Origin of the sequence: Dactylosporangium sp. NPDC005572 (assembly GCF_040605515.1) — a bacterium.
Classification (GTDB): Bacteria; Actinomycetota; Actinomycetes; order Mycobacteriales; family Micromonosporaceae; genus Dactylosporangium.
On sequence record NZ_JBEXCY010000027.1, the window covers coordinates 3,493 to 27,691 of the forward strand.

Genomic DNA, 24,199 nt, shown 5'->3' on the forward strand with positions numbered 1-24,199 from the left:
CGGCGCGGCCCCACGACCCGGCGCGGCCCCACGACCCGGCGCGGCCCCACGACCCGGCGCGGCCCCACGACCCGACCCGAGGAGCCGAGGAGCCGAGGAGCCGACCCGAGCAAGCAACCGGGACGGCGACGGGGCCGGCAGCGTGGGAGCCGCCGTGCGGGAAGGCTGCGGTGTGCCACCCGGCATCGCGCCGTAGAGCGCCACAGCCAGTGGGGGCCGCTCCTCCACCACCTGCAGAAAAGGCACGCGCTCGCAGAAAGCCGCACCGCAGCCGGGACGGCACAAAGCAGGGCGAAGCGGCGTAAACTGCCGAAACATGGCCATCCAGTGCGCTGGCGCTGTGGGCTCAGGTGCTGGTGTGGTGCAGGTGACGGGAGTGAAGTTCTGCACATCCGCCCGTGGAATATCCGCAAGGTCTTTCGTCATCGGTTCGACACACGCCAGACTCCCAACGCACGACGCTGCAGTGATCGGGCGTAACGTGTGCACCGACCACAGATCGGTACATCGGAGAACTCTTACAACAACCCAAGCCCGTCCAGGGAGCACTCACCATGACGACCACGCCGACCCGGCCTCGGTCAGCCTTTGGCGCGGGGCCGCGCGCCGCGATCAGCGCCAAGACATTGCGGACGGACGGGTGGCGGGTCTCGCCGTTGTCCATCGCGGCCATTCTGCTGTTCTTCATCGTGTATTCGACGATCCGCATCTTCATGGCGAAGTGGTACTTCGTCGAGGACTACGGGTATCTGACGCCGCTGTACTCGCCGTGTCTGAGCGACTCGTGCGTCACGGGGTCGTCACACTTCGGCACGCCGTTCGGGGCGTTCCCGGCCTGGCTGCCGCTCGGCCTCGCCGCGTTCCCGATCGTCGCCGGCTTCCGGGTGACCTGCTACTACTACCGCAAGAGCGGCTACCGCTCGCTGTGGCTGTCGCCGCAGGCCTGCGCCGTGCAGGAGCCCCACAAGAAGTACAGCGGTGAGAGCCGTTTCCCGCTCGTCTTCATGAACTCGCACCGGTACTTCTTCTACCTGGCCGCGGTCATCCTGCTGATCAACGTCTGGGACGCGCTGCACGCGTTCAAGGGCGCCGACGGCGACTTCGGCATCGGGCTCGGGTCGCTGATCATCGTGGTGAACGTGATCGCACTGGCGGGGTACACGGCCAGCTGCCACGCCTGCCGGCACGTCATGGGCGGACGGCTCAAGCACTTCTCGAAGCACCCGGTCCGGTACAAGATGTGGACGCTGATCTCGAAGCTGAACACGCGCCACGGGACCTTCGCCATGACCTCGCTGTTCACGGTCATCCTGACCGACGCGTACATCATGGCCGTCTCCGCTGACTGGATCACCGACCTGCGCATTTTTAACTGAGGAACTCCGATGACCAACATCGAGCGACACACCTATGACGTCGTGGTGATCGGCGCCGGCGGCGCCGGCCTGCGGGCCGCGATCGAGGCAAGGCTCGCGGGCAAGAAGACCGCCATCATCTCGAAGTCGCTGTTCGGCAAGGCGCACACGGTCATGGCCGAGGGCGGCGCCGCGGCGGCGATGGGCAACGTCAACGCCAACGACAACTGGCAGGTCCACTTCCGCGACACCATGCGCGGCGGGAAGTTCCTCAACAACTTCCGCATGGCGGAGCTGCACGCCAAGGAGGCCCCGTCCCGCATCTGGGAGCTGGAGACCTACGGCGCGCTGTTCGACCGCACCAAGGACGGCAAGATCAGCCAGCGGAACTTCGGCGGCCACGAGTACCCGCGGCTGGCGCACGTCGGTGACCGCACCGGCCTGGAGCTGATCCGGACCCTGCAGCAGAAGATCGTCTCGCTGCAGCAGGAGGACTACGCCGAGCACGGCGACTACGAGGCCCGGATCCGGGTCTTCCAGGAGTGCACGATCACCGAGCTGTTCGTCGACAACGGCGCGATCTCGGGGGCGTTCGGGTACTACCGCGAGACCGGCGAGTTCGTGCTCTTCGAGACGTCGGCCATCGTGCTGGCGACCGGCGGTGTCGGCAAGTCGTACAAGGTGACCTCGAACTCCTGGGAGTACACCGGCGACGGCCACGCGCTGGCCCTGCGCTCCGGCGCGACGCTCATCAACATGGAGTTCCTCCAGTTCCACCCGACCGGCATGGTCTGGCCACCGTCGGTCAAGGGCATCCTCGTGACCGAGTCGGTCCGCGGTGACGGTGGCGTGCTGCGCAACACCGACGGCAAGCGGTTCATGTTCGACTACGTCCCCGACGTCTTCCGCAAGCAGTACGCGGAGACCGAGGAGGAGGCCGACCGCTGGTACTCCGACCCGGACAACAACCGGCGCCCGCCGGAGCTGCTGCCGCGTGACGAGGTCGCCCGCGCGATCAACAGCGAGGTCAAGGCCGGCCGGGGCACGCAGGCGGGCGGGGTGCTGCTCGACATCGCCAGCCGGCTCCCGGCCGAGCAGGTCCGCAAGCGGCTGCCCTCGATGTACCACCAGTTCAAGGAGCTGGCCGACGTCGACATCACGAAGCAGCCGATGGAGGTCGGCCCGACCTGCCACTACGTGATGGGCGGCATCGAGGTCGACGCCGACTCCACGGCGGCGGCGGTGACCGGGCTGTTCGCGGCCGGCGAGGTGTCCGGCGGCATGCACGGCTCCAACCGGCTCGGCGGCAACTCGCTGTCCGATCTGCTGGTGTTCGGCAAGCGGGCCGGCGAGTACGCGGCGGCGCACGCGACCGCGACCGGCCGGCGCAAGCCGACCGCGGCGGCGGTGGACGCGGCGGTGGAGACGGCGCTGGCCCCGCTGCAGCGGGGCGAGGGCGGCGAGAACCCGTACACGCTGCACGCCGACCTGCAGGACATCATGGGCACGCTCGTCGGCATCATCCGTCGCGAGGGCGAGCTGCAGGACTCGATCGTCCGCCTGGCGGAGCTCAAGGAGCGGGTCAAGAAGGTCGGCGTGGCGGGCGGCCGGAAGTACAACCCGGGCTGGCACCTCGCGCTCGACCTGCGCAACATGATCATCGTGTCCGAGTGCACCGCGAAGGCCGCGTTCGAGCGCAACGAGTCGCGCGGCGGGCACACTCGCGAGGACTTCCCCAAGATGGACCCGAACTGGCGTCGGATCAACCTGGTCTGCTCGCTCGACGGCGAGGACGTCCGGCTGGAGCGCAAGCCCCTCCCGGTGATGCGCCCCGAGCTCCAGGGCCTGTTCGAGCGCAGTGAGCTGGCCAAGTACATGACCGACGAGGAGCTGTGATGGGCACCAATCGCCACTTCCGCGTCTGGCGGGGCGACGACAACGGGGGGTCGCTGCAGGACTTCCAGGTCGAGGTCAACGAGGGTGAGGTCGTCCTCGACGTCATCCACCGGCTGCAGGCGACGCAGACGCCCGACCTGGCCGTGCGCTGGAACTGCAAGGCCGGCAAGTGCGGCTCCTGCTCGATGGAGATCAACGGCAAGCCGCGCCTGGGCTGCATGACGCGGATGTCGACGTTCGACGACAACGAGACGGTGACGGTCACCCCGCTGCGCACCTTCCCGGTGATCCGCGACCTGGTCACGAACGTGAACTTCAACTACCAGAAGGCGCGTGAGCTGCCGGCGTTCGCTCCGCCGAAGGATCTGGAGCCGGGCGAGTACCGCATGCAGCAGGTCGACGTCGAGCGCTCGCAGGAGTTCCGCAAGTGCATCGAGTGCTACCTGTGCCAGAACGTGTGCCACGTCATCCGGGACCACGAGGAGAACAAGCAGGCCTTCTCCGGCCCGCGGTTCTTCATCCGGGCGGCGGAGCTCGATATGCACCCGCTCGACGCGCGCCACGACCGCAAGGAGCTCGCGCAGGCGGAGCAGGGCCTCGGCTACTGCAACATCACCAAGTGCTGCACCGAAGTCTGCCCGGAGCACATCAAAATCACTGACAATGCAATCATCCCGATGAAGGAACGCGTTGTCGATCGGAGGTACGACCCGGTGACCTGGCTTGGGCGCAAGATCTTCCGTCGTGACCAGCTCGACGAGCCGGTGGCCGCGCACGCCGCGACCGGGTCCGGCCGGGCAGCGGACAAGGGCGGTAACTGGCACCAGGAGGGACCGCAGCCGCAGGGCGCGCCGGTCGGTCCCGACGGGAAGCTCACGGTCGCGGAGCTCTACCTGGACCGGGCCGCGGCGGCGTCGCCGTTCGGTGACGACCAGGAGTTCCCGCTACCGCCGGAGAAGCTCCGGTACCAGCACCCGTCCTCGCCCGACGGCCACTGAAGCCCGACGGGGCACGAAGCCTGACGGGGCACGAAGCCTGACGGGCACTGAAGCCCGACGGCACGAAGCCGACGGGCATCGAGCCGACGGGCACTGCAACGACTGATGAAGGGGCCTCTGCCGCTACGGCAGGGGCCCCTGTTGCATGGCGGCCGCATAACGGTCCGTGACCCGCGACTGGACCAGGCGCGCCACCGGGTCGCCGAGCTTCACCCACCACTTCGCCGGGCGGCTGAACGCGCGCACGTCGAACCACACCTCGCCGGCATCGTCGGTCGAGAGCAGGAACGACTCCTCGCCGCGCGCGATGTGGCCGGGCAGCGTACCGAAGCCGAAGCCGTACCGGTCGGGCTCGTCGACGACCCACACGATCCGGCACGGCACCCACAGGCGCAGCGGACCCAGGCCGATCCCGGTGGCGAACTCGACACCCACCGCGGGCCGGTCGGCGCCGGTGCGCACGCGCAGACCGGCGCCGCGCTGAGGCTGCCAGCGCGCGAGTCCAGCGCGAGCCGCAGCGAACACGGCCGGCCCGGAGCCGACGCGCACCCGCCGCGTGACGTGGCGGTAGCCGGCAGGCAGCCGGTCGTCGCGGGTCGCGCCGACCTCGGGGTACGTCAGAGTCACGCCGACGACGGTAGCAACGGCTCCAGCGCGGCGACGATCGGCGCGTCGGCCGGCAGCCAGGGCACGCTGTCCAGCTCGTCGACGGCCAGCCACCGAAGGTCACTGTGCTCGAGTGGTACCGGCTGAGCGCCGTTGACCAGCGTCGCGAGGTACACCTTGAGAATCGCGCTGCCGTTGAGCATCGCGATGTCGGCGCCCACGCGCGGGCCGACCTCGACGTCGACCCCGAGTTCTTCCTGGCATTCCCGGATCAGGGCCTGCTCCTCGGTCTCGCCGGGGTCGACCTTCCCACCGGGAAACTCCCACTTTCCGGCCATTTCGGGCGGCGATGCACGCTCGCAGGCCAGAACGCGCCCCGCGGAGATGATCGCGGCGCCCACGATGATCCTTGGCATCAACCGTTCGGTCTGCACGACCACCCACAGTGCCAGATCGAAATGAAGTTCCGGTGGCGGGCTATGCCCTGTTGTTCACCAGACGAGGGAAATGTGGCCGTGGACAGATCCACCGGTTGCTCGTCAGACTTGCAGACACCGTTGATGACGGGCAGGCTTCGAAACGGCCACAAGCCGGCAACGATGCCGTGGGAGGGTAGGTCGAAATGCGGGCCCGGTGGAGCGACGATCATCGTGACTATCTCAGCGATGCGCTGGCACTTCTGCAAGGCTGGACGCACGATGGCGGCGAGATCCGCCGGACGTTGCATCTCGACGACTCTCAGCATGCGGCATTGACGGAGCGAATGGCAGTGGTCGCGGATGCCGTCGGCGTCCGGCCGGACGTGCGTCGCCTGGACGGCCGCACCCAGATCCGCCTCCGTGTCCCGGGCACGACCGACCTTTCCCCTGGTGAGGTCACGCTGGCCGCCCGCATCGAGGACCTGTACAAGAACATCATCGCCGGCGCTGCATAGCGACGGCGCCGACGGCCATACGTCAGACGTTGAAGCGGAACTCGACCACGTCGCCGTCCTGCATCACGTAGTCCTTGCCCTCGATGCGGACCTTGCCCGCGGCCTTCGCCGCGTTCATCGAGCCCGCCGTCATCAGGTCGTCGTACGAGACCACCTCGGCCTTGATGAAGCCGCGCTGGAAGTCCGAGTGGATCACGCCCGCGGCCTCTGGAGCCGTCGCGCCGACCGGGATCGTCCAGGCGCGGGCCTCCTTCGGGCCGGCGGTGAGGTACGTCTGCAGGCCCAGGGTCCGGAAGCCCACCCGGATCAGCTGGTGCAGGCCCGGCTCCGGCTGGCCGATGGACGCCAGGAGCTCCAGCGCCTCCTCCTCGTCCAGGTCGGTGAGCTCCGACTCGATCTTCGCGTCGAGGAAGATCGCCTCGGCCGGGGCGACCAGCTTGCGCAGGTCGTCCAGGAACGCCTCGTCGGCCAGGCCGGCCTCGTCGACGTTGAAGACGTACAGGAACGGCTTGGCGGTCAGCAGGTGCAGCTCGCCCAGCTCGGAGACGTCGAAGCCGCCCGCGTAGAGGGTCGTTCCGCCATTGAGCAGTTCGCCCGCCGCCTTGGCCGCGGCGACCATACCGGCGCGCTCCTTGCGGACCTTGGCCTCCTTCTCCAGCCGGGGCAGCGCCTTCTCGATCGTCTGGAGGTCGGCCAGGATCAGCTCGGTGTTGATCGTCTCGATGTCGTCGGCGGGCGAGACCTTGCCGTCGACGTGTGCCACGTTCGGGTCGGAGAAGGCCCGCACCACCTGGCAGATCGCCGACGCGTCGCGGATGTTGGCGAGGAACGCGTTGCCGCGGCCCTGGCCCTTCGACGCGCCGCGCACGAGCCCGGCGATGTCGACGAACGACACCGGGGCGGGGATGACCTTCTGCGAGTCGTACAGCTCGGCCAGCTTCGTCAGGCGCGTGTCGGGCAGGCCGACGACGCCCACGTTGGGCTCGATGGTCGCGAACGGGTAGTTCGCGGCGAGCGCGTCGCCCTTCGTCAGGGCGTTGAACAGAGTGCTCTTGCCGACGTTGGGCAGGCCGACGATGCCGATGGTGAGTGCCACGACATGTCAGCTTACGGCCGACAAGGAGATGCCGAGCGAGGAGGTCAGTGACCGGAACGCCGAGGCCGCCTCACCGAACCGGCGCGGGCCGGAGAGGACGTCCGGGAAGGCGGGGTCGAAAAGGTGCGGCTCCAGCGACGCGAACCCGGTCCACCCGTCGTCACGCAGCGCGGTCAGCGTCTCCGCCAGCTCGCCGTCACCGGCACCGGCCGGGACCACCTCACCGGTCGCCGCGAGCGCGTCCTTGACCTGGAGATACGAGAGGTACGGCCGGAGCTGTGCGTAACCGTCGGTGAACGGCCGCACGCCGACCTGTACGAAGTTCGCGTTGTCCCAGGCGACCCGCAGCGCGGGCGAGCCGACCGACTCAATCACGTCCAACACGCGCGACGGCACGTCGCCATAGATGTCCTTCTCGTTCTCGTGCACGAGGATCATCGATTCCCGTTCGGCGACGTCCGCGAATGCCCGCATGCGGGCGAGCACAACGTCACGGCAAGCAGCAAAAGAGACCCCAGCCGGCCGATAAAACGAGAACATCCGCACATAACGGGCGCCGAGTCGCTGAGCGACCACAAGAACCCGCCGCAGCCGCGCCAGTTCCACGGACGGGTCGGCGAAGACGTCCGACTTGCCGATCGGCGACGCCACCGCTGAGACCGCCATGCCGTGCCGGGCGACCAGCGACCCCAGCGCGGCGACCTGCGCGTCGGAGAGGTCGACGACGTTGACCCCCCACGCGCTGCGCACCTCGACGTGCCGGGCACCGAGGGCCAGCAGCACCGCCAGCTGGACCGAGGGATCGGCGTCGATCTCATCCGCGAACCCGGACAGCGCCCAAGAAACCATGCGCCCAGCAACCATGCGCCCAGTATGGTGGCTTGCCGTGGAGCACAAAGCGGTGGAGCGAACGCAGACGCCGGGCACGGTCACGAGCATCGCCGGCGACCTGAGGACCCTCGGCGTGCAGCCCGGATCGACGGTCATCGTCCACTCCTCGCTCTCCCAGCTCGGCTGGGTGGCCGGCGGCGCCCACGCCGTCGCCCTCGCCCTCCGGGAGGCGCTCGGCCCCGACGGCACGCTGGTGATGCCGACGCACTCGCGCCACCTCACCGAGCCGGCCGACTGGGGCAACCCGCCCGTGCCGGAGTCCTGGTGGGAGATCATCCGGCGGGAGACCCCGGCCTACGACCCGCAGGTCACCCCGACCGGATTCATGGGCGCGATCGTCGAGTGTTTCCGGCGATTTCCGGGTGTACTGCGAAGCGCCCACCCGACGGTCTCGTTCGCCGCGCTGGGGCCGCGGGCGGAGGCGATCACCGCCGGCCACGCGCTGGACGACGGCCTCGGCGAGGGCTCGCCGCTCGCCCGGCTGTACGAGGCGGACGCCTGGGTGCTGCTGCTCGGCGTGGGCCACGACAACAACACGTCGCTGCACCTCGCCGAGTACCGGGCCGAGGGTCCGAAGCGGTACCTCCGGCAGGGCTCGCCGATGGTCGTCGACGGCGAGCGGCGCTGGGTCGAGTACCGCGAGCTGGCCGACGACACGTCGCTGTTCGAGCCGCTGGGCGCCGATTTCGCGACGCTCACCGGCGCCGAGCGGGCCGGCCCGGTCGGCGCCGGTACCGGCCGGCTCATGCGCCAGCGCGCCCTAGTGAACTTCGGCGCGCACTGGCTGTCGCTGCGCCATCGCAACGGCATCGATTGACGGTGTCCACTTCGCGCCATGTCCTCTCTGCGGCAGGCGCGACCGGTACGACGCGAAACGTTCGGGCTCCAGACTTCCGGCAGTCGCATCTTCGTGACCCGAGGAGCCCCCAATCATGCGATCCCCCATGCGTCGCGCCGCCGCGTTCATCGCCGGCGTGCTCGCCCTCGGCGGCGTGGCGGCCACCCCCAGCGCCGCGCACGCCGACCCCGGCGCCGCCCCGCAAGGCACGCGGGCCGGCATCGGCAAACCCGTCCGGATCACGCTCATCACCGGCGACGTCGTCGAGCTCTCCCCCGCCGGCGACGGCCGGGTGGCCGCGGCGGTCCGCCCGGGCGCCGGCCGCGAGCGCGTCACCTTCCACACCCTGGAGGTCGACGGCCGGCTGCGGGTGCTGCCGAGCGACGTCGTGCCGTACCTCAGCGCCGGCCGCCTCGACGCGAACCTCTTCGACGTCGAGGAGCTCGTCGCCGACGGCTACGCCGACGACCGGGCGTCGTCCCTGCCGCTGATCGTCCGCTACGCAGGCGGCGCCCCGGCCGAGTCGGGCGCCCGGATGCTGGCCGGCAACGGCCGCGCGCTGCCCAGCATCGGCGGCGCCGCGATCCGCGCCGACAAGACGGCCCTCGCCGGATTCTGGTCGGCCCAGTCGTCGGCCCAGCCGAACGCCCGGGCCATGCCCGGCGGCGTCGACAAGATCTGGCTCGACGGCAAGGCGCGCGCGAGCCTCGACAAGAGCACCGTGCAGATCGGCGCGCCGACCGCCTGGCAGGCCGGGCTCGACGGCACGGGCGTCAAGGTCGCCGTGCTCGACACCGGCGTCGACGCCACCCACCCGGACCTCAAGGGCCGCGTCAAGCAGGCCGTCAACTTCACCGAGACGGGTGACGCCGTCGACCACCACGGGCACGGCACGCACGTGGCCGCGACCGTGGCCGGCAACGGCACCCGCAAGGGCGTCGCCCCCGGCGCCGACCTGCTCGTCGGCAAGGTGCTCGACGACAACGGCTCGGGGTACGACTCCTGGATCATCGCCGGCATGGAGTGGGCCGCGGCCCAGGGCGCGCGGGTCGTCAGCATGAGTCTCGGCGGCGACCCGTCGGACGGCACCGACCCGATGAGCGAGGCCGTCAACCGGCTCAGTGCCGAGACTGGCACCCTGTTCGTGGTCGCCGCCGGCAACGCCGGTCCGGCCGCGCAGACGGTCGGCACGCCGGGCGCCGCGGACGCGGCCCTGACCGTCGGGGCGGTCGACCGCGCCGACGCGATCGCCGACTTCTCCAGCCGCGGCCCGCGCATCGGCGACCAGGTGCTCAAGCCGGAGATCACCGCGCCGGGCGTGGGCATCGTCGCGGCCCGGGCCGCCGGCACGTCGATGGGCCAGCCGGTCGACGACCTGTACACGGCCGCCTCCGGAACCTCGATGGCCACGCCGCACGTCGCCGGCGCCGCGGTCGTCCTCGCCCAGCAGCATCCGGACTGGTCCGGGGCGCGGCTGAAGGACGCCCTGGTCAGCACGGCGAAGACCACCGCCGGGGCGGCGGTCTACGAGCAGGGCGCCGGCCGCGTGGACGTGGCCCGCGCGGTGACCCAGGCGGTCACCGGCACGGCGGCGATCACCTTCGGCGGTGACCGCGCCAGCGACGTCACCTACCGCAACGCGGGCGCCGCACCCGTCGTGCTGACGCTGGCGACCCAGATGCCGGGCGTCACGCTGACATCGAACACCGTCACCGTCCCCGTGAACGGCACGGCATCGGTCCACCTCGATCTCGCCAACGGCAAACCGGGCGTCTACGGCGGCTGGGTGACGGCCACCGGCGCCGGCGGCATCACGGTCACCACCGCGCTCGCCGCGACGATCGACGGCCCGCACCACCGGGTCACGGTCCGCGCGCCGGTCTCGGTGCCGGTGTTCACGCTGTTCGGCGACGACGCGCGGTTCGACGTCATCGACTGGGTCGGCGCCGGCGAGCGGGTCTACGACGTGCAGGAGGGTGCGTACCTGATGCACGCGGTCATCGAGGACAGCGACCGGGCCACGCTCATCGTCGACCCGGAACTGGTCGTCGACCGCGACGTCACGGTCGTCCTCGACCCGGGCAAGGCCCGGCCGATCACGATCGAGACGCCGAAGCCGTCCGAGCAGCGCACGGTCCTGAGCTACTACGCCCACCGGATCACCGGCACCGGCCGTCAGATCGACCACGGCGTCATGCACTTCAGCAACGTCGAGCAGGTCAGCGTCACCCCGACCCGGAAGCTCGCGAAGGGGAAGTTCGAGTTCGCCTCGCGCTGGCAGCTCGTGGCACCGCTCGTGCGGGCGACGGCCGACGGCGCGCCGGTCGACCTCAACCTCACCGCGTACTCGCCGACGTTCCCCGGCACCCGGCGGTACCAACTGGTCCGCTACGGCGAGCGTGACCTGCGCGGCAAGGCGGTGCTGATCCCGGCGTCCCCGGACCGCAGTGAGGAGGAGCAGGTCGCCGAGGTCGCCGCGAAGGGTGCCGCGGTCGCGCTGCTCTGGCGCCCGGCGGACCAGTCGGCGTGGACCAACTGGACGCCGCAGGGTGACCGGTCGCCGATGGTGGCTCTGGCAGTACCGAATGAGGTCGGCACCCGCCTCGTCAAGGCGCGGACGCTGGAGCTGACGCTGACGCCGGCCAGCCCGTACCTCTACGACGTGTTCCAGGTCTCCGAGGGCCGGATCCCCGACCGGATCGTGCACAAGGTGACCGAGGCGAACTCGATGCGCATCGACACCCGGTACGTCGACAGCGGCGGCCTGCGCTGGGCCGGTGAACAGCGGTTCGGCTGGCGGCCGTGGCAGGAGTACTCCTGGAACGACACCAGCCGCACCACCGCGACCGGCGTCGAGCGGACCGAGTGGGTCTCGGCGGGCGACACGCTCTGGCAGCACCGGGTCGCCCACGACCTGCCGTGGAGCGACTGGGGCCCGCTGCAGTACGGGATGGTCGAGCCGCCGCGCAGCTACCGGCCCGGCCGCGGCAGCGACACCTGGTTCGGCCCGGTCGTCCGGCCGGCCGGCACGGCGACCCGCACCGGCGACACGCTCGCGCTGCGGATCCCGGCGTTCGCCGACGCCGCCGGCCACGTGACGATCGGCGAGGCGGACGCGCTCACGGCGACGCTGAGCCGGGACGGCCGGCCGCTGGCCACGCTGCCCGACGGCTGGCAGGACGTCACCGTGCCGTCCGGGCCGGCCGCGTACCGCCTGGCCATGTCGGTCGCGCGGAGCAGCGACGAGTGGACGACCGGCACTCGGACAGAGACCGTGTGGGACTTCCGCTCGGGCCGGACGGACCGCACCACCGCCCTGCCGCTGCTCCAGGTCGACTACGGCGTGCCGGCCGACCTGACCGGCACGGTGCCGGGCCGCCCGCACCTGGTCGCCGTCCGGGTGCCGGGCGCGACCGGGGCCACGGTCGAGGTGTCGTTCGACGACGGCGCGACGTGGCAGCGCGCCTTCGTGGCGGGTGCCGGTGGGGCATATGTCGCCATCATCCCCGGCGGGAAGGGCGCGGTCTCGCTCCGCGTGCACGCCGCCGACCGGGCCGGCAACGCGGTGACGCAGACCGTCATCCGCGCGTACGGCCTCTCCTAGGCGCCGGTGCGGGGCCGGCCTGCCTTCTCCGGCCCCGCACCGGCAACCGGGTTCGCGTGCCGTCGATCAGCCCTCGCGGCACGCGGCCCGGATCGGCACCACCGCACCACCCAGCCCGCCGGGGCCGGCTCGGCCCAAGCCGGCCCCGGCGGCACCAGAACCTCAGGCCAGCCATCCACGGCGGCCGGCCTGGAACGCCAGGCCCGTGCGGGTGTCCACGCCCGCCGCCGCCATCAGCCGCTCCAGGCGCCGCTGCACGGTGCGGCGGCTCACGCCGAGCTGCGAGGCGATCGACTTGTCCGGGAAGCCGGCGACGAACAGCGACAGCAGGAAGCGCTCCGACTCGTCGAGCGTCTGGCCGTCGGCGTCCACGAGCAGCGGCGAGGCCCGGTCCCAGTACCCCTCGAACAGCGCCACCAGCGCGTCGAGCAGCTCGCTGCGGCGGATCAGCGCCGCCGTGGGCTCCCCGAGCCCGAGCTCCTGGTCCGGTACGAGCGGGCAGATCGCGATCGCGCGGTCGGCGACGGCCAGCCGCACCGGCAGCACGTCGATGACCCGGGCCTCCTCGCCCCGCCGTACGCCGTCGGCGATGCTGTCGAGCTCGCCGGGCATCTCCAGCAGCGCCCGCTCGTAGATCGCGCGGTACCGCACGCCGCGCTCCAGCGCCGGGTTCTCCTCGGTGTTGTCGGGCCCGCTCATCGCGATCGGATTGGCCCGGCAGAACCACAGGATCTCGTCCTGGGCACCGTCCTGCAGGTCGCGCAGCCGCTCCCGCAGTGCCGCGGCGCCGACGACGATCTCAACGAGGTGGTCGGCCCGGCGGCGGCGCGTCGTCGCGCGGTACTCCTCGCTGAGCCCGGCGACGATCTGCCGGGCGGTGTCGAGGGAGCGCTGCCGCCGGGACAGCGTGTCGCCGAGCGCGAGGTCGGGCGGCAGCGGCTCGAACACGGGGCCACCCCGGACGAGCCCCTTGGTCCGCAGCGACTCGAGCAGCCGCCGTGCCTCGGGCACGGGGATCTCCGCGGTGCCGGCGAGCTCGTCGACGCCGGCCGCGGACAGCCGGACCAGCAGCCGGTACGCCTGCTGCTCGGCCGGCTCCAGGAGCTCCGTTTCGTCGAGCATGCAGGGACTCTACGAAGGCGGGGGCCGGCAGGCCAGAGGCCGCCGGCCCCCGCGACGGATCAGGCCTGGGCCAGCGGGTTCGTGGTCGGGTCGTCGTAGTGGACCGTCTCGAACGTGCCGTCGCCGTCCTCGTCCGTCACCGTGACGTCCTTGTCACCGTCGGCGTCGGTGTCGGCCGAGATCTTGTCGGCGACGCCGTCGAAGTCGTCGTCGCGGACGTCGGTGTCGATCTTGTTGTCGCCGTCGGTGTCGGCGACGACGCGGTCGATCAGCCCGTCGCCGTCGCGGTCGAGGCCGGCCATGTCCTTGATGCCGTCGCCGTCGGTGTCGACGAACACGGCGTCGAACTGCCCGTCGCCGTTGAGGTCGACGAGCTCGGTCTCCAGCGTGCCGTCACCGTCGGTGTCGACGGCCACGGCGTCGATCTGGCCGTCGCTGTCGGCGTCGTACGCGCCGGCCTCGGCCAGGCCGTCGTGGTTCTCGTCGACGGCGTAGATCGTCGAGCCGTCCTCACCCTCGACTTCGACAACCTGAGGGTCCTGGGCGCCGGTGTCGTACTCACTCATCGCTGTCGTCTCCATGTTCCGGGGGTTACCGTTCGGCTGCCAACAAACTTAGGGCACCGCAGGGCCGGGCGAATCCCGGAAAAGTGCCGGGTGACCGACAGTCCATACCCACGTCCGAAAACCGCCAGCCGCTGCCCCACCACCGGGGCAGGATGGGTGGCATGGAGCTCGACTTCGAGACCTGCCGCAAGGCGGCCACCAGCCGGGACGCCCGGTTCGACGGGGTCTTCGTGACCTGCGTCAGGTCGACCGGTATCTATTGCCGCCCGTCCTGCCCGGCGATCACCCCGAAGCCGGAGAACGTCCACTTCCTGCCGACCGCGGCCGCCGCGCAGCGCGAGGGCTTCCGGGCCTGCCTGCGCTGCCGGCCCGACGCGGCCCCGGGCTCCCCGGACTGGGACATCCGCGGTGACGTGGTCGGGCGGGCGATGCGGCTGATCGCCGACGGGGTCGTCGACCGGGACGGCGTGCCCGGACTGGCGGGGCGCCTGGGGTACACCGAACGCCACCTCCACCGCATGCTCACCGCGGAGGTGGGTGCGGGACCGCTCGCGCTGGCCCGGGCCCAGCGGGCGCAGACCGCCCGCGTGCTCATCGAGACGAGCCGGCTCGGGCTGGCCGAGATCGCGTTCGCGGCCGGGTTCGGCAGCGTCCGGCAGTTCAACGACACGGTGCGCGAGATCTACGGTCGCACCCCGTCGGAGCTGCGGGCCCGCCGCACCCAGCCGGTCCACGACGAGGGCGTCGTCCACGTCCGCCTGCCGTACCGGGCGCCGCTGCACGCCGAGGCGCTGCTGTCGTTCCTCGGTTCGCGGACGGTCGACGGGATCGACGCGGTCGATGACGACGGGTACCACCGCAACCTGCGCCTGCCGCACGGCGCCGGCCGGGCCACGCTGCTGCCGCAGCCCGGGCACGTCGCGGCGACGCTGCGCCTGGCCGACCTGCGCGACCTGGCGCCGGCCGTGGCACGGTGCCGCCGGCTGTTCGACCTGGACGCCGATCCGGCGGCGGTCGACGCGGTCCTCGGGGCCGACCCCGCACTCGCGCCCTATGTGGCCAAAGAAGAAGGTGTACGGGTACCGCGGGCCACCGACGGCTTCGAGATCGCGGTCCGCGCGATCGTCGGGCAGCAGATCTCGGTCGCCGCGGCCCGCACGGTGCTGGGTCGCCTGGTCACGGGGCTGTTCCCGACGGCGGAGGAGTTCCTGGCCCTCCCCGACGAGGCGTTCTCCATGCCCGAGTCCCGCCGGCGCACATTGCGCGCGCTGGCCACCGCCGTCGCGGAGGGCGGCCTGGACCTCGACGGCGGCGGGGACCGCGCCGAGACGGTCGCCCGGCTCAAGGCGCTGCCGGGCATCGGCGACTGGACCGCGCAGTACACGGCCATGCGCGCCCTGGGCGACCCCGACGCGTTCCTCCCCACCGACCTGGGCGTGCTGCGCGGCGCCCGCGCCGCCGGCCTGCCCGACGACCCGAAATCCCTCGCGGCGCACGCCGAGCGCTGGCGCCCCTGGCGCTCGTACGCCGTGATCCGACTCTGGAGGATGCAGTGAACCTGTCCTACGCCACGACCGACACCCCGGCCGGCCCGTTCACGACCGTCGTCGACGCCGACGGCGTGGTGCTCGCGAGCGGCTGGACCTCCGACGTCGCCGCACTGACCGGCCTGGCCAGGCTGGACGTCGTTCCCAGCGAGAAGGCCGACGTGGGCGACGTGACCAAGGCCGTCCACGCGTACCTCGACGGCGACCTGACCGCGATCGACGCGGTACCGGTGCGCCAGCACAGCGGCGAGTTCCTCATGCACGCGTGGGACGTGCTGCGCACGGTCCCGGCCGGCGCGCCCGTCACCTACTCGGAGTTCGCGGTGCGGGCCGGGCGGCCGCCCGCGATCCGGGCCGCCGCGCAGGCCTGCGCGCGCAACGCCGCCGCCCTGTTCGTGCCGTGCCACCGGGTGCTGCGCCTCGACGGCACGCTCGGCGGGTTCCGCTGGGGCCTGCCGGTGAAGCGCTGGCTGCTCGACTTCGAGGCCGCCCGCCAGTTGTCGGAATATCGCTTGGCGCCAATGTGAACGCTGGCTAACTTGGAGTGATGTCGCTGGCCGTCGTTCCCCCGGAGGAGCGGCGGTCAGCGAAGGCCAGAGCGCTGTGGCGGATGCGCAGCTACCTGCGGCCGTATTACGGCGTCACCGCGTGGTCGATGGTCGCGGCCGTCGCGTCGACCGCCGCCAGCCTGGCCATCCCGATCCTCATCCAGCACGTCGTCGACGGGCCGGTCCGCCACGGCGACACCCGCGGGCTGTTCCTGCTCGGCGCGCTCGCCGTCGCCCTCGGCCTGCTGGAGGGGCTGCTGAGCTTCATCCGGCGGTGGGCCCAGTCGGCGTCGTCGGTGGGCATGGAGGCGAAGCTCCGCCAGGACCTCTACGCGCACCTCCAGCGCCTGCCGCTCGAGTTCCACGACCGCTGGCAGTCCGGGCAGCTGCTCTCCCGGGCCACCGCCGACCTGTCGACGATCCGGCGGTTCCTGTCGTTCGGGCTGTTCTTCTTCGTGCTCAACGTCGGCACCTACATCGCCGTGTCCGCACTGCTCATCCACCTCTACTGGCCGCTCGGGGTGCTCGTCACGCTGAGCGCGGTCCCGCTGTTCGTGATCAGCCGGCGGTTCACCGCGCGGTACTTCGCCGCGTCCCGCGAGCTCCAGGACGAGCTCGGCGACCTGACCACCCGGATCGAGGAGTCGGCGCAGGGCATCCGGGTGATCCGCTCGTTCGGCCGGCGCGCCTACATGGGCGAGCGCTTCGGCGAGGGCGCGCGGCGCGTCCACGACCTGGGCGTGGGCAAGTCGCGGATGATCGCCCGGACCCTGTCGCAGTTCGACCTGGTGCCGAACGTGACGCTCGCGATCGTGCTGGTCGCCGGCGCGGTGCTGGTGGCCCGCGGCGAGCTGACGATCGGCGCCCTGGTCGCGTTCGTGGCGCTGCAGGGCATGCTGGTCTGGCCGATCGACCTGCTCGGCTGGATCATCGCCAACGCGCAGGAGGCCATGAGCGCGTCGGTGCGCATCTACGAGGTGTTCGACACGCCGCCGTCCATCACCGACCGGCCGGGCGCCGCCGAGCTGTCCACTGTGGAGGGACGGCTGCGGTTCGAGGGCGTCGAGTTCGGCTACGAGCCGGGCCGGCCGGTCCTGCGCGGCGTCGACCTCGACGTGGCGCCGGGCGAGACGGTCGCGATCGTCGGGCTCACCGGCAGCGGCAAGACGACGCTGGTGTCCTTGGTGCCGCGGCTCTACGACGTCGACGCCGGCCGGATCACGATCGACGGCCACGACGTGCGGGACCTGAAGCTCGACTCGCTGCGGCGGATCGTCGGCACCGCGTTCGAGGACCCGACGCTGTTCTCGATGAGCGTGCGGGAGAACCTCACGCTGGGCCGGGTCGACGCGACCGACGACGAGATCGCCGAGGCGCTGGAGATCGCGCAGGCCCAGTTCGCGTACGAGCTGCCGTGGGGCCTCGACACGCGGGTCGGCGAGCAGGGGCTGTCGCTGTCGGGCGGCCAGCGGCAGCGGCTCGCGCTGGCCCGGGCGGTCGTCGGCCGGCCCCGCGTGCTGGTGCTCGACGACCCGCTCTCCGCGCTCGACGTGCACACCGAGGCGCTCGTCGAGTCGGCGCTGTCGACCGTGCTCGCCGGCACCACCGCCCTGCTCGTCGTGCACCGGCCGTCGACGGTCGCGCTCGCCGACCGGGTGGCGCTGCTGGAGGACGGGCGGCTGACCGCGATCGGCACCCACTCCGAGCTGATGGCCCACCATGCCGGCTACCGGGACGTGCTCCGTGGCAGTTGACGTCCAGCGGTGGCGCGGTACCGCCACCGAGGAGCCCGACCCGACGGCCCGGGTCGCGAGCCGGCGGCTGCTGGCGTCGCTGCTGCGCCCGTACAAGAGCCGGATCGCGATCCTCGTCGGGCTGCTGCTCGCCCAGAACTTCGCCGGGATGGCCGGGCCCTACCTGGTGAAGCTCGGCATCGACCGCGGCATCCCGCCGCTCACCGCGGAGCGCGGCGACCCGAGCGTGCTGATCACCGTCGCCGTGGCGTTCGCGGGCGCGACGGTGGCGGAGTTCCTCACCCGCCGCTGGTACCTGGCGCTCTCCGGCCGGGTCGGCAACGCCGTTCTGCTGGACCTGCGCACCCGCGTGTTCCGCCACTTCCAGCGGCTCTCGATCGGCTTCCACGAGCGCTTCACGTCCGGCCGGGTGATCGCGCGGCTCACCAGCGACGTCGACAACATCTCCGAACTGGCCGACGGGGCGCTGGACGACCTGGTGCTGGCCGGCCTGTCGGTGCTGTCGGTGGCGGGCATCCTGCTCTGGCTCGACCCGCCGCTGGCGCTGGTCACGCTGGCGTCGTTCCCGTTCCTGCTGTTGCTGTCGCGCTGGTTCCAGCGGGCGAGCGCCCGGGCGTACCGGCGCACCCGTGAGACGATCGCGCTGGTCATCATCCACTTCGTGGAGTCGCTCGGCGGCATCCGTGCCGTCCAGGCGTTCCGGCGCGAGCGGCGCAACGACGAGATCTTCGGCGCGGTCAACGACGACTACCGCCGGGCCAGCCTCACCGTGCAGCGCCTCGTCGCGACGTACTCCCCCGCGATCAAGGTGATCGGCAACGTCTCGATCGCGATCGTGCTCACCTACGGCGGCTGGCGCGTCCTGCACGGGCACACCGAGGTGGGCGTGCTCGCGGCGTTCCTGCTCTACCTGCGCCGGTTCTACGAGCCGATGCAGGAGCTGGCCCAGTTCTACAACACGCTCCAGTCCGCGACGGCGGCCCTGGAGAAGCTGGCAGCGGTACTGGATGAGCCGTTCGCCGTCCCGGAGCCCGCGGCGCCGGCGCCGCTGCGCCACCCGGCGGGCGCGCTGACGTTCGACCGCGTGTCGTTCGCGTACCGCTCCGGCACGGTGGTGCTGCCATCGCTGGATCTGCATGTCCCGGCCGGGCAGACGGTCGCGCTCGTCGGCGCGACGGGCGCGGGGAAGTCGACGGTCGCCAAGCTGGTGGCGCGGTTCTACGACCCGACGTCGGGCGAGGTGCGGCTCGACGGGGTCGACCTGCGGTCGATCGCCGAGGACGACCTGCGGCGCGCGGTCGTGATGGTCACTCAGGAGAACTACCTGTTCAGCGGTACCGTGGCATCGAATATCGGCTTTGGACGGCCCGGCGCGTCCCGCGCGGAGATCGAGGCGGCGGCGGCCGCGATCGGCGCCGACCCGTTCATCCGCGGGCTGCCCGACGGCTACGACACCGACGTGCGCAAACGCGGCGGGCGGCTGTCGGCGGGGCAGCGGCAGCTGGTCGCGTTCGCGCGGGCGTTCCTGGCCGACCCGGCGGTGCTGATCCTGGACGAGGCGACGTCCTCACTGGACATTCCGTCCGAGCGCCTGGTGCAGGAGGCGCTGCGCACGATCCTGGCGTCGCGCACGGCGCTGGTCATCGCCCACCGGCTGTCCACAGTGGAGATCGCCGACCGGGTGCTGGTGCTGTCCGGCGGCCGGGTCGTGGAGGACGGGCCGCCCGCCTCACTCATTCGGGGCGGTGGGCATTACGCGGAACTCCACACACAATGGCGCGATTCACTCCTCTGACTGTCGGGTAATTGACAGATTCTGCGTCCCCGCGCATGAATGGCGGGGGTTCACGCAACCGATCTATCGTGGATGAGTTCATTCGTGGGAGGATTCTCGTCACGCTGATGATCCGGACCTGTCGCTTGCGGTGACGGCAGCTTGCAGAAGAGGACCGATGACTGGCGGACGATGGAGCAGCCAGACTCGATTCACCGTCGTGCTCGTCGGGCTGGCCCTGGTCGCCCTGGGCGTGCTCACGACGGTGCAGTTCCGCAGCACGGCGGGGGCCGCCGCGCTGGTCGCGGCCGGCGTCCTCGTCGGCCTCGCGGGGCTCTCGGGTGGCGCCATCGTGGTCCGGTCGACCGACCGCGAGGAGCGGCTCGCCTCCGCCGGCAAGGCCCAGCAGGACGGTGACGCCGAGGGCGCCTACGACCGTTTCGTGCAGCTGATCCGGGGCCACGCGCCGCAGGCCATCGCCTATCACGAGGGCGCCAACGCCGCGCTCTACGAGGCGGCCGGGCGCGAGGGCCAGAAGCTGCAGCCCGTGTTCGGGTACTTCCTGGGGCCGATCGCGATGTCCGAGCTGCACATCATGGTCGACATCCGGGCCGGCACCGGGTTCTCCATCTCCCGCATGCAGAACACCTATCAGGCGCTGCTGGTCGGCGCGACAGCGCCGTTCCGGGCCGCGCTGGTGATCGTCAACGCGGCACCCGACGAGTCGATCCTGTCCTCGGTGCGGCAGCTGGGCACGCTGCTCGACGCGCCCGTCGCGGCCGTCGCGTGGCGGCTCGGCGACCCCTCCGACGGGATCTCCGACGCGATCGTCTCGCTCAAGCGCGAGCTGCGGCGGCGGGGCCTGGAGTCGCCGCTGGAGGTGCCGTCGTTCGTCGAGGCCGACGAGCATGTCCGCATCCCCACGCGGCCGGTCTCCTCCGCATCCATTCCCCACCAGCAGGCCGGCGGGCATCTCGACGACGACGAGCCCGCCTACGTCACCAGCTCGACCGTCTACACCGCGCCGGATCCGGAGCCCGAGCCGGTGCCCGTCGAGTGGCCCGCCCCGGAGCCGCGGCGGCGCCCCTCGCCCGCGCCCCGCGTCTACGACGACTCCGCGAGCTGGCAGCGCGCGACCGACCTGCACTGGCGCGGCCAGCTCCAGGAGGCCGAGGAGGCGTACCGGGAGATCGTCGACGCCCGCGCCCACGCGCTCGGCTGGGACCACCCGGACACGCTGACCGCCCGCGACCAGCACGCGACCGTGCTGCGCGACCTCGACCGGCTGGCCGAGGCGCTCGTCGAGTGCGACGAGGTCATGACCGCGCGCATGCGCATCCTCGGCGAGGACCACCCCGACACGCTCACCAGCCGCAGCCACCTGGCGACGATCTACCACCAGCTCGGCGACCTGACCCGGTCGGAGGCGGAGCACCAGCGGGTCCTGGAGGCGCGCACGCGGGTGCTGGGCATCAACCACCAGGAGACGCTGATCAGCCGGAGCAACCTCGCCAAGGTGTACCAGGACATGGGCGAGCTCGACCGGGCCATCGCGGAGCACGACACCGTGATGCGGGCGCGGGCGCGGCTGCTCGGGCAGGAGCACCGGGACACGCTCATGAGCCGGTCGCTGCTGGCCTCGGCGCTGCACCACGCCGGCCGGCTGGGCGAGGCCGAGGCGGAGCACCGGGCCGTGCTCGGCAGCCGGTTACGGCTGCTCGGGCCGGTGCACCTGGACACCGCCGTGTCGCGGCACCGGCTGGCCAGCGTGCTGCACGACCTTGGGCGGTTGGACGAGGCCATCACCGAGTACCGTGCGGCGCAGGCCGTCTATGCGCAGTTGCTCGGTGCGAGCAGTCCGTTTGCGCGGGCCGCCGCTTCGGATCTGGCGCTTGCTGAGCGAGCCCTGCGCGGGGCGCAGGGCTCGCATCGTTACTAGGTCTTCGTTCGGCTCTTTCGTTCTTCGTCGCTTCGTTCGGCGCTGGCTTCGGCGCTCGCTTCGGCTCTCGCTTCGGCTCTCGCTTCGGCTAGAAATCGCCGCCGAAGTCGCCGAAGTCGCCGCCGCCGAAGTCGCCGAAGTCGCCGCCGCCGAAGTCGCCGCCGCCGGCCTCGCCGAAGCCCGCGTCGCCGTAGTCGCCCGGGTCCGCGCCCATGTCTCCGGCCTGGTCCAGGCCCTGGTCCATCCCCTGGTCGAAGCCGGCGTTGAAGCCCGCGTCGTAGCCGCTGTCGCCCCAGGCCGGGCTGAACAGGGCATCGAAGACGAGCAGCGAGCCGACGCCCCAGGCGCCGGCGACGAGTGCGGTCTTCCACCACGGCTCGGAGTACCAACCGGCGGGCACGCCCCGCCCGGCGACCCGGCCGCCGGGGTAGTAGTACGGCGTCGCGTTGCCCGGCTGCGGGCTGGCCCGGTAGCTGTGGCCCTGGACGTCGATCTCGCGGTCCTTGGTGATCTGGCCGGCGGCCCGGGCACCGGCGAGCGGCGGCAGGTCGGGGCCGGGGTCGAGGCCGAGCGCGAGGCGGGCCGCCCGCACGTAGGCGAGGCCCTCGAGGGACGTCTCGCGGGCCAGCTCGTACTGCTTCACGGTGGTGGAGCGCTCAAGCTGGGAGCCGGCGGCGTTGTACCGCTCGCCCGCGTCGACCAGCGCCTGCTTGACCGCCGGCGTGTCGCCGGAGAGGTTCATCACCTGCCCGCCCAGGCGCTCGTACCAGCGCAGTGCGTCTTCCCGGGCGTCGGCCAACTGCTGCGCCGCCCGCTTCTTGCGGCCGTTGCCGACCGCGACCGCCACGGCGACGACCGCGGCGACCAGCACGATGAGGACGATCCAGGTACCCATGCTTCGAAGGTACCTTTTCTGTCATACCCCTAAGGCATGCTGATCGACGTGGAACTCCTGCTGTTGATCGTGGGTCTGGCCGTCGGTGTCTTCGTGGGCTGGTTCGTCGCCCGCTCCCGGTCCGCGGTCGAACTGGCGAAGCTGGAGGCCACGCTCCAGGCGACCCGCGACGGCGAGGCCCGGCTGGAGTCCTCCCTGCGCAACCTGACGTTCGAGGCCCGCGCGCAGACCCAGGACGCGGTCGCCGACGCGGTCGCGCCGCTGCACGAGGCGCTGCAGCGCTATGAGCGCCGGATCGCCGAGCTGGAGCGCGACCGCGTCGGCGCCTACGAGTCGCTGCGCGAGCAGGTCCGCGCCATGCACGAGGTCTCCGGCGAGCTGCGCACCGAGACCCGCCAGCTCGTCGGCGCGCTGCGCGCCCCGCAGGTCCGCGGCCGCTGGGGCGAGCACCAGCTGCGCCGCATCGTGGAGGTCGCCGGCCTGCTGGAGCACTGCGACTTCGACGAGCAGGTGACGACCGTCACCGACGTGGGCGTCCAGCGCCCCGACCTGGTGGTCCGCCTGCACGGCGGCCGCCAGGTGGTGGTCGACGCGAAGGCCCCGCTGGAGGGCTACCTGGCGGCGATGGAGGCCCGCGACGAGCCCGCCCGCACGACCGCCCTGACCCAGCACGCCCGCCACCTGCGCGCCCACGTCGACGCGCTGTCAGCCAAGTCCTACTGGTCCGCCTTCGAGCCGGCCCCGGAGTTCGTCGTCCTGTTCGTCCCGGCCGACACATTCCTGGACGCCGCCCTGCAACACGACCCGTCGTTGCTGGAGCACGCCTTCGCCCACAACGTGGTCCTGGCCACCCCCGCGACGCTGGTCGCGCTGCTCCGCACGATCGCCTACGGCTGGCGCCAGGACTCCCTGACCACGAATGCGTTCGCCGTCCACCGCACGGCCCGCGAGCTCTACGCGAGACTGTCCACAATGGGCGACCACCTGTCCAAGGTGGGCACGGCCCTGACCACGGCCGTGTCGTCCTACAACCGCGCCGTCGGCTCCCTGGAGTCCCGCGTCCTGGTCTCCGCCCGCAAGCTGGCCGACCTGGGCATCAGCCCCGACCTGATCCCACCCCCACCCCAGGTCGACCTGTCCCCCCGCACCCTCCACTCCCCCGAACTGACCCCACCACCCCCACACCCAGCACTCCCCCAGCCCTCTACACCGCCGCCGTCATCTCCGCACCCGACCAGCCCACCACCACCGACCACACCGGGCCCGACCGCACCACCGCCCAGGAACGCGCCACAGCCCACCGCGCCAGGCCCGGCCGCATTAGGCCCGGCCGCACCACCACCAACCGGCACGTCACAGCCGACCGCACCGGGGTCCACCGCGCCGACGTCGACCACGCCATCGCCGCTATCGCCACCGCCGGCCGTGCCGCAGTCGACCACGCCGCCTTCCATCACGCGGCCTCCCGCCGGGCCGCCCTCCACTGCGCCGGGGTCTGAGGCGCTGGGTGCCCCTGCGAAACAAGGCTCCGAGCGGCATGAGCCGGACCCGGACCCGGACCTTGTGGGGACAGACGCCTCCGATCGGCCGACGGTCCACGATTCGGCCGCCGAGTACGCCATGCTCCTGATGGCCGCGTATCGCGAAGACCCGCCGCAGTAGCCGGCCACCTCCCGCCAGCCGCTGAGTCTCGACCGGCGCCGGGTGGCCTGCCCCGCTGGCCCACCACCCAGCCGAACCACTCGGTCTGCCTCGTCGGCCTCGACTCTTCGCCACACCGGCCCTTCGAAGTCCCGGCCCTTCGCCACCACGGCCCGTCGCGATTCCGGCCCTTCG

Annotated in this window: 18 protein-coding genes and 1 pseudogene; 12 read left to right on the forward strand and 7 right to left on the reverse strand. The window is 71.7% G+C overall.

All coding sequences use genetic code 11. The annotated features are described in order from the left end of the window. The first annotated feature begins 554 nt into the window (after nt 1-554). From ABZS66_RS16190 to ABZS66_RS16200, 3 genes are read left to right on the forward strand one after another with little or no spacing between them, the layout of a single operon-like run. Entirely contained in the window at nt 555-1,376 is an 822-nt protein-coding gene (locus tag ABZS66_RS16190) for a hypothetical protein (protein WP_354758211.1), read from the forward strand. A gap of 9 nt (nt 1,377-1,385) precedes the next feature. Next, entirely contained in the window at nt 1,386-3,251 is a 1,866-nt protein-coding gene (locus tag ABZS66_RS16195) for a fumarate reductase/succinate dehydrogenase flavoprotein subunit (RefSeq protein ID WP_354758213.1), read from the forward strand. Further along, the gene (locus tag ABZS66_RS16200) at nt 3,251-4,249 is read left to right on the forward strand and encodes a succinate dehydrogenase/fumarate reductase iron-sulfur subunit (protein WP_354758215.1); all 999 of its coding nucleotides are present in this window, start codon (nt 3,251-3,253) and stop codon (nt 4,247-4,249) included. The genes ABZS66_RS16195 and ABZS66_RS16200 overlap by 1 nt, the downstream gene beginning before the upstream one ends. A gap of 123 nt (nt 4,250-4,372) precedes the next feature. Here ABZS66_RS16200 and ABZS66_RS16205 read toward each other — a convergent pair whose 3' ends face one another. Beyond that, the gene (locus ABZS66_RS16205) at nt 4,373-4,876 is read right to left on the reverse strand and encodes a DUF1990 domain-containing protein (RefSeq protein WP_354758217.1); all 504 of its coding nucleotides are present in this window, start codon (nt 4,874-4,876) and stop codon (nt 4,373-4,375) included. After that, nucleotides 4,873-5,271: a (deoxy)nucleoside triphosphate pyrophosphohydrolase gene (locus ABZS66_RS16210; protein ID WP_354758348.1), complete on the reverse strand. Its 399-nt coding sequence runs from the start codon at nt 5,269-5,271 to the stop codon at nt 4,873-4,875. The genes ABZS66_RS16205 and ABZS66_RS16210 overlap by 4 nt, the downstream gene beginning before the upstream one ends. A 206-nt stretch (nt 5,272-5,477) precedes the next feature. Here ABZS66_RS16210 and ABZS66_RS16215 point away from each other — a divergent pair, with 206 nt between their 5' ends. Next, nucleotides 5,478-5,789, forward strand: a complete 312-nt coding sequence (locus ABZS66_RS16215) for a 4a-hydroxytetrahydrobiopterin dehydratase (protein ID WP_238010189.1) — start codon at nt 5,478-5,480, stop codon at nt 5,787-5,789. A 22-nt stretch (nt 5,790-5,811) separates the two neighbouring features. Here ABZS66_RS16215 and ychF read toward each other — a convergent pair whose 3' ends face one another. Both ychF and ABZS66_RS16225 read right to left on the reverse strand, forming a co-directional pair. Continuing rightward, complete coding sequence (gene ychF, locus ABZS66_RS16220; protein WP_354758219.1) at nt 5,812-6,885, reverse strand: redox-regulated ATPase YchF; 1,074 nt, start codon at nt 6,883-6,885, stop codon at nt 5,812-5,814. A gap of 6 nt (nt 6,886-6,891) precedes the next feature. Then, complete coding sequence (locus tag ABZS66_RS16225) at nt 6,892-7,824, reverse strand: sugar phosphate isomerase/epimerase family protein (protein WP_354758220.1); 933 nt, start codon at nt 7,822-7,824, stop codon at nt 6,892-6,894. Here ABZS66_RS16225 and ABZS66_RS16230 point away from each other — a divergent pair. Further along, nucleotides 7,787-8,593 carry an AAC(3) family N-acetyltransferase gene (locus ABZS66_RS16230; protein WP_354758222.1) on the forward strand — a complete coding sequence of 269 codons (807 nt, stop codon included), beginning with the start codon at nt 7,787-7,789 and terminating at the stop codon, nt 8,591-8,593. The two genes, ABZS66_RS16225 and ABZS66_RS16230, sit on opposite strands and share 38 nt — an antisense overlap. 115 nt (nt 8,594-8,708) lie before the next feature. Then, complete coding sequence (locus ABZS66_RS16235; protein ID WP_354758224.1) at nt 8,709-12,218, forward strand: S8 family serine peptidase; 3,510 nt, start codon at nt 8,709-8,711, stop codon at nt 12,216-12,218. Nucleotides 12,219-12,380: 162 nt separating this feature from the next. Here the strand turns inward: ABZS66_RS16235 and ABZS66_RS16240 are convergent, their stop codons facing one another. Both ABZS66_RS16240 and ABZS66_RS16245 read right to left on the reverse strand, forming a co-directional pair. Continuing rightward, nucleotides 12,381-13,340, reverse strand: coding sequence for a helix-turn-helix domain-containing protein (locus ABZS66_RS16240; RefSeq protein ID WP_354758226.1), 960 nt, complete (start codon nt 13,338-13,340; stop codon nt 12,381-12,383). A 59-nt stretch (nt 13,341-13,399) separates the two neighbouring features. Next, nucleotides 13,400-13,906: a hypothetical protein gene (locus ABZS66_RS16245; protein ID WP_354758228.1), complete on the reverse strand. Its 507-nt coding sequence runs from the start codon at nt 13,904-13,906 to the stop codon at nt 13,400-13,402. 161 nt (nt 13,907-14,067) lie between these two features. Between ABZS66_RS16245 and ABZS66_RS16250 the strand changes: the two genes are divergently transcribed. The 5 genes from ABZS66_RS16250 to ABZS66_RS16270 all read left to right on the forward strand — a co-directional run bounded on the left by ABZS66_RS16250 (nt 14,068) and on the right by ABZS66_RS16270 (nt 21,468). Continuing rightward, entirely contained in the window at nt 14,068-15,462 is a 1,395-nt protein-coding gene (locus ABZS66_RS16250; RefSeq protein ID WP_354758230.1) for an AlkA N-terminal domain-containing protein, read from the forward strand. Next, complete coding sequence (locus ABZS66_RS16255) at nt 15,459-15,980, forward strand: methylated-DNA--[protein]-cysteine S-methyltransferase (RefSeq protein ID WP_354758232.1); 522 nt, start codon at nt 15,459-15,461, stop codon at nt 15,978-15,980. The genes ABZS66_RS16250 and ABZS66_RS16255 overlap by 4 nt, the downstream gene beginning before the upstream one ends. Nucleotides 15,981-16,000: 20 nt before the next feature. Then, nucleotides 16,001-17,755: an ABC transporter ATP-binding protein gene (locus ABZS66_RS16260; RefSeq protein ID WP_354758234.1), complete on the forward strand. Its 1,755-nt coding sequence runs from the start codon at nt 16,001-16,003 to the stop codon at nt 17,753-17,755. Next, nucleotides 17,745-19,550 carry an ABC transporter ATP-binding protein gene (locus ABZS66_RS16265; protein ID WP_354758236.1) on the forward strand — a complete coding sequence of 602 codons (1,806 nt, stop codon included), beginning with the start codon at nt 17,745-17,747 and terminating at the stop codon, nt 19,548-19,550. Before ABZS66_RS16260 ends, ABZS66_RS16265 begins: the two co-directional genes overlap by 11 nt. A 157-nt stretch (nt 19,551-19,707) precedes the next feature. Beyond that, nucleotides 19,708-21,468, forward strand: coding sequence for a tetratricopeptide repeat protein (locus tag ABZS66_RS16270; RefSeq protein WP_354758238.1), 1,761 nt, complete (start codon nt 19,708-19,710; stop codon nt 21,466-21,468). Between the two features lie 88 nt (nt 21,469-21,556). On the opposite strand, the gene ABZS66_RS16275 is transcribed toward ABZS66_RS16270, so the two are convergent. Further along, complete coding sequence (locus ABZS66_RS16275; RefSeq protein ID WP_354758240.1) at nt 21,557-22,363, reverse strand: hypothetical protein; 807 nt, start codon at nt 22,361-22,363, stop codon at nt 21,557-21,559. A 36-nt stretch (nt 22,364-22,399) separates the two neighbouring features. Here ABZS66_RS16275 and rmuC point away from each other — a divergent pair. Continuing rightward, nucleotides 22,400-23,545, forward strand: a pseudogene (gene rmuC / locus ABZS66_RS16280) (DNA recombination protein RmuC); the annotation flags it as partial. Nucleotides 23,546-24,199 lie beyond the last annotated feature (654 nt).

Excerpts from the sequence above, each read along its gene's own strand:
- ABZS66_RS16260 (WP_354758234.1), top strand. The coding sequence starts at position 16,001 with ATGTCGCTGGCCGTCGTTCCCCCGGAGGAGCGGCGGTCAGCGAAGGCC.
- ABZS66_RS16190 (WP_354758211.1), top strand. The coding sequence starts at position 555 with ATGACGACCACGCCGACCCGGCCTCGGTCAGCCTTTGGCGCGGGGCCG.
- ABZS66_RS16275 (WP_354758240.1), bottom strand. The coding sequence starts at position 22,363 with ATGGGTACCTGGATCGTCCTCATCGTGCTGGTCGCCGCGGTCGTCGCC.
- ABZS66_RS16250 (WP_354758230.1), top strand. The coding sequence starts at position 14,068 with ATGGAGCTCGACTTCGAGACCTGCCGCAAGGCGGCCACCAGCCGGGAC.
- ABZS66_RS16200 (WP_354758215.1), top strand. The coding sequence starts at position 3,251 with ATGGGCACCAATCGCCACTTCCGCGTCTGGCGGGGCGACGACAACGGG.
- ABZS66_RS16240 (WP_354758226.1), bottom strand. The coding sequence starts at position 13,340 with ATGCTCGACGAAACGGAGCTCCTGGAGCCGGCCGAGCAGCAGGCGTAC.
- ABZS66_RS16215 (WP_238010189.1), top strand. The coding sequence starts at position 5,478 with ATGCGGGCCCGGTGGAGCGACGATCATCGTGACTATCTCAGCGATGCG.
- ABZS66_RS16210 (WP_354758348.1), bottom strand. The coding sequence starts at position 5,271 with ATGCCAAGGATCATCGTGGGCGCCGCGATCATCTCCGCGGGGCGCGTT.
- ABZS66_RS16270 (WP_354758238.1), top strand. The coding sequence starts at position 19,708 with ATGACTGGCGGACGATGGAGCAGCCAGACTCGATTCACCGTCGTGCTC.
- ABZS66_RS16245 (WP_354758228.1), bottom strand. The coding sequence starts at position 13,906 with ATGAGTGAGTACGACACCGGCGCCCAGGACCCTCAGGTTGTCGAAGTC.
- ABZS66_RS16195 (WP_354758213.1), top strand. The coding sequence starts at position 1,386 with ATGACCAACATCGAGCGACACACCTATGACGTCGTGGTGATCGGCGCC.
- ABZS66_RS16235 (WP_354758224.1), top strand. The coding sequence starts at position 8,709 with ATGCGATCCCCCATGCGTCGCGCCGCCGCGTTCATCGCCGGCGTGCTC.
- ABZS66_RS16225 (WP_354758220.1), bottom strand. The coding sequence starts at position 7,824 with ATGCTCGTGACCGTGCCCGGCGTCTGCGTTCGCTCCACCGCTTTGTGC.